Genomic DNA, 5,415 nt, shown 5'->3' on the forward strand with positions numbered 1-5,415 from the left:
CGCCTGTCGGCGCCGTGGTCGAGCGTGTGCTGCGCCAGCGTCCAGCCGATGGTGCCGTTACGCAACGCGCGCACCTTGTTGGGCACGCCGGCATTGATCAGCGACTGGGTGCCGATGATGGAGCGGGTGCGGCCGGCACAATTGACGATGATGGTGGTCTCAGGATCGGGCGCGGCCTGCCCTGCCCGCAACACCAGCTCCGCGCCAGGTACGCTGACCGAGCCCGGAATGTTCATGGTCGCGTATTCGTCGAAACGGCGAACGTCGAGGATGGCGATGTCAGCCTTGTCGGCGATCAGCTTGGCCACTTCGTCGGCGCTGAACGACGGTGTGTGGCGCCGCGCCTCGACCAGCTCGCCGAAGGCCTTCGAATAGGAGTTGACGTCCTCAAAGACCTCATAGCCCGCCGCGCGCCAGGCCTTCAGCCCGCCGTCAAGCGCGCTGATATTGGTATAGCCGAGCGCGGCGAGGCGCTCTGCACCGGTCGCGACCAGCCCCTCACCGTCGTCATAGAGCACGATGGCCACGTCCTTGCGCGGCAGCCGCGTCTCGGCCTCGATCGTAATCCGGTCGGCGGCCATGTTGGCGGCAAACAGCGGATGCCCCGTCGCAAAGCCTGCCTCATATCTGAGATCGAGCAGCGCGATTTCTTCGCGCAGCAGCAGGGCGCGGCGGATATCGGCGGGGGTGACGGTGGGGAGCTTCATGGCATGGACCCTAGCAAGGACAGGCCATGGGCTTTTGAACCATCGCGGTGGTGTTGGCTAGCGATATCGGAGAGCAGGGCAACGCGCAGAGATCAGGCTAGTCGCACTCATATGTAGCGACGACTTGCGAAAAGTCGCGCCGGTCAAGAGCGTCCCGATCGATCCAAAAATGAAGCACACCGCCGACATCGGAGTGCCAATTAGAAAAAACGCGATCACCTTGTATCTGGAGCAATAACATGTCCTCCAAATGCACCTCGGTCGCATCCTGCGGGCCGCTGCCGTATCCCAGCATCTGATGAAGCGCCGTGGAAAATCGGCGATATTTTCCATCTCGCGCCTCTGGCGTCTTCCAACGATTCTGCCGCACAAGGTTCATAACGTAACTCGGAGGGGCATCTTCGGAAGCATCGACATCCTGCGTGAACATACAACGGATCGTATGATTGATGGCAGTACCGAGGTCGTCCACGATTTCACCCGCATACGTGCGTACCTCCCCTTCCATTCTCTCGTAGGTCTGTACGACGTCGATCCACCATGATCTGAAGGTCGCCTTTGTGTCCGGACTGACGTCATCCATCGGGGTCAGCGCCCGACACCGCTCGAGCCATCCGATCGCACTGGCGCGAAGACGCTTCAACTCTACGGTTGCTTCGTCGGCGAGCGGCTTGCCGTAATATCCAAGCGTCAGATCGCGCTGGACGTGCGACAAGACCGACCGAACCACGTAAGTGACCAGGAGCCAGTTGAAAGGCCAGTCCTCGTCCTTTTCGTATTTGGCCACGCTTCGGAATTGAAGCAGATCATTCTCCTGCGGCCCGCCTGGACCCAGCGCCTTGCATAATTCCTTGATCATGAGTTCGCCTCCGACGACATCCTCACGGAAGTAGAAGTCGCGGAACGGCAGGAATGAGATTGGATATTTGAACTCGACCTTGGAATGAAAATCGACGTCGGGATTGAGCCATTTGACCTGACGATCGCCGTTGGTCCCCGCCAGCGGCATCAGGTCTGGCGGTGGAGCGCGGTCGGCATGCGCGCCTCCGTCAGTCGGGCTGTAGAGGACGCGACACGGTGGATGTCCTTCGCCTACAAATACCGAGCTGCAGAAGAAATAGAGCGTGCCCCGCGTCGGAAGCGGCGACCAGCTGGCTCCAGGCACTTCAGCCAAGTCGATCTGAGCGACGAATGTAAGTGCAACGGTCTCCAAGGCCACGTCGGCTCTGACCTCCGTTGTGGGCCAGTCAAACTGCGGAGGCAATTTGGGAAGTCCACCGAAAAAGCTTCGCGCCGGATGCGTCAGCGGCACAGGCAGATCACTGCGTCTGACGAGCACCGCAGGCAGCGCCGTCTCTTCGATTTCGTCTCGTTTAGACATTTCCGTCGAAGTCCCCACTCACCTTAACGTGTGCGAGGCGCATCGAACCATTCCACGGTAGTTCAGACAAGAGCTTCTTGGGCGCCGGAAGCGATAGCTTGGACGAGTTCAGCCGCGGCGTGGGCGATTGGCGACCTTCCAAGCATTCGCCCAGCCGCCTGGAGTTCTCACTCGCCCGGAACGAGCCGCGCCAGTGGCGGCGCCGGTTGCCGCAGCCGGCGGCGCGACAGATAGAGCAGGATGCCGGTGACCGCGAACAACGGCATCAGGATCGCAGCGATCATGAAGGCGAGCTTGCCGGGCCAGCCAAGGATAGCGCCCCGATGGATGTCGTAGATGGCTGCGATGATCGTTTCGCCAGCGGTCTTCTCGGCGTAGCGCTCGGCGGAGACCAACTGGCCGGAGACGGCGTCGATGCGGAATTCGTCGCGCGTGGTCTCGAGCAACGACGCTTTCCCCCACGATCGGATGCGTATCGTCGTGCCCGGCCCCGCCGGCAGTGTCAGCAAGGCCCTGGAGAACCGATCGCCCTCCTCGCGCTGGAACGTCGACCAGGCCCGATCGAATCCGATTGGCGGCGCCGGCTCGGCGCGGCTATCCGAGCGCGGCGGCTTTGTAGTCATCTTCGCTGCGGTGACGTGAGGACGTGCCAACAGCCAGGTCACGCCGTCCTTGTACCATTCGAAGGAGAAATACAGTCCGGTGAGCGTCATCGTCAGATAGACCGGCAGCACCCAGGTGCCGATCACGGTGTGCAGCGACCGGTGCAGTCCGCGGCCGCTGAGCCCGAGATTCGGCTTCAGCCACATCTTCAGGCTGCCCGCCCGGCGCGGCCAGCGCAGCACGAGGCCCGACACCAGCATGACGACGAGGCCGATCGCGATGCTGCCGGTGATCGGACGTCCCCAGCCCTTGCCGTCGCCGGGAATGAGCAGCCAGCGATGCAGCTGGCGCACCGTCGCGAAGAACGCTTCGCCGCGGGGCGAGCCCAGCACGCGGGCGTCATAGGGATCGACATAGAGCGAGGCTGGCCGGCCGCCCTGCTCGTCGCGGCCGAAGCGGACATGGACCGCGGCCGACGGATCGCTCGACAAGGTCACTGCCGAGACCTTGCCGAGGTCCTGCCCCGCTTTCAGCCGCGCCACCAGCTCGTCAGGCATCAGCCTCGGTACCTGCCGCGCGCGACCTGCATGATGCCGGCGTTGAGATGGTCGACGATCTCGTCCTCGAAACTCATGACCGCGCCGGTCAGCGCGATCAGGGACACCAGCAACGCGAGGACCAGGCCCGCGACGGAATGGACCTGGAACAGGACCGCCTTGATGGTGTGCCCCAACCGCGCTGCCATGGCTAGAACTTCACCGTTGCCGAGAGCGAGACGCGCCGCGCATCACCGATGGCGACGCCCAGATTGTTCTGGGCAGACGTGTAGTAGACGGTGTCGAACAGGTTCTTGACGTTGAGTTGATAGATAACCGGCAGGGTCTGGTACTTCGTCTCGTAGGTCGCGAAAACATCCGCGACGAGATAGGAAGGCAGCACAAAAGTGTTCAAGGCGTCACCAGGCCGGTCGCCGACATAGCGAGCTCCGCCGCCGAGCCTGAGCTGTCCGGGAAGCACCGTGCCGAAATCGTAGACCAGATAGAGCGACGCCGTGTTCATCGCGACGTTCTGCAATTGCTTGCCAGCATATGTCGGATCCTGGGTCACACGCGCATCGGTGTAGCCATAGCTACCGATCATGCTCCAATTGTCGGAGAGCCGACCGGTGACGTCGAGCTCGACGCCGCGCGAGCGCACCTTGCCGGCCGCCGTATAGACGTTCAGGCCGAGCGCGGGACTGAACTGACTGACCAGCACGTTCTGCTTCTCGATGTCGTAGACCGCGAGCGTGCCTGAGAGACGCTTGTTGAGATCGAACTTGAGACCGGTCTCGTACTGCGTGCCCTCCTCCGGCGCGATGTTCGAACCCAGCACGAAGCCACCGCTGTTGGTCAACGGCGCAATCGTCGAGTTCGGCTTCAGCGACTGGGTGTAGCTCGCATAGAGCGAAAGCTGATCGGTGAGCTTGAGAATTGCGCCGCCGAGCGGCAATACCTTGTCTGCGGAGACGTTGGTATTGACCATGAAGGGCTTCCCGCGTCCGGCTAGCTGGTCGTAGTCCATGTAGCGCACGCCGCCGACCAGCGCGAACCGTTCGGTCAGATGCAGCGTGTCCTGGAAGAACAGCGACCACTGGCCGAGCTTGTCAGTCTGGGCGCTATCGGTGGGGGAAACGGTCGCGCCCGGTCCGATCAAGCCGTAGACGGGATTGCAAAAATTGAAGGAGGGCGTGGTCTGCCGGATCAGACTGTCGCGATAAATGGTTCGATACTGGCCGTCGCCGCCGAATACTACGTCGTTACGCATGTTGCCGAGCCAGAACCCGCCCGAGATGTAGGACGTCCCATAGCTCGAATTGCTGAGCGAGCCTCGCGTGCCGTCGTTGCTGCGCGTCTCGACGCCGGTCGTGGCATTGACGCCGGTGATGCGGAGCTGGTTTGCGCTGAAAGTCTCGGTGTTGTAACTGTAGCCCGCAAAGAGCTTCCAGTCCTGGTTAAGTCGATGCTCGACCGAGGCCTGGATCAGGTCGGACGTGCCCCAGGTATTGTTGAAGGGTTCGTCAAGCCGGCGCGTCTTCGGGATCGCCAACGGAGCGCCGTTGACAAACGCCGTGCCGCGATCGAACGGGTAGATGAACTCGCGGTGTTCGTAGTTGAGCTGGACCGTGGTGTCCTGGCCGTACCAGGCCAGCGACGGCGCCACCAGCATCTCGCGGTGGCGGCCGAAATTGCGCCAATAGTCCTCGCTGACGCCGTAACCGATGAAGCGATAGGCAAGGCCCTGGTCGCCAATCGGCCCGGTGACGTCGAGCAGGCCGTCGGCGCCGGTCTTGGAGGCGTTGAAAGCCGAGCCGAGCAGCGTGACCGAGCCGTGTTGATAAAGCTCCGGACGCTTGCTGATGGTGTTGACGATGCCGCCAGGATCCATGATGCCGTAGAGCAGCGAGGCCGGCCCCTTCAGCACCTCGACGCTTTCGACCGCGGGATTGAAGCTGCGGCCCTGCACGAGCGGCATGCCGTTGCGCATGATCGAGCCGTCGCGATTGTCGCCGAAGCCGCGGCGGATGACGGCGTCCTGGCTGCCGGCGAGCGTGTTGGTCTGGGTGATGCCGGAGACGTTGATGAGCGCATCGTCGATGTTGCGCGGCAGTTGGTCCTTCAGCACCTGCTCGGGGACGACGTTGACGGCCTGCGACGTGTCGAGCGGGGACGCGCCGCTGCGCAG

3 protein-coding genes and 1 pseudogene are annotated in these 5,415 nt (G+C 62.6%); all 4 read right to left on the reverse strand.

From position 1 onward, the window contains the following. Window positions 1-707 (reverse strand): rhodanese-like domain-containing protein (locus tag MOV75_RS26140; protein ID WP_247006845.1); only part of this gene is annotated, 707 nt, incomplete at its 3' end. Between the two features lie 97 nt (window positions 708-804). Further along, on the reverse strand, window positions 805-2,088 hold the full coding sequence (locus MOV75_RS26145; RefSeq protein WP_247006846.1) for a DUF1963 domain-containing protein: 1,284 nt from the start codon (window positions 2,086-2,088) through the stop codon (window positions 805-807). Window positions 2,089-2,255: 167 nt separating this feature from the next. Continuing rightward, window positions 2,256-3,436: pseudogene (locus MOV75_RS26150) on the reverse strand (PepSY-associated TM helix domain-containing protein). A gap of 2 nt (window positions 3,437-3,438) precedes the next feature. Beyond that, on the reverse strand, window positions 3,439-5,415 hold a 1,977-nt coding region (locus MOV75_RS26155; protein ID WP_247006847.1), incomplete at its 5' end, for a TonB-dependent siderophore receptor.

Origin of the sequence: Bradyrhizobium sp. PRIMUS42, from assembly GCF_023006515.1 — a bacterium.
GTDB lineage: Bacteria > Pseudomonadota > Alphaproteobacteria > Rhizobiales > Xanthobacteraceae > Bradyrhizobium.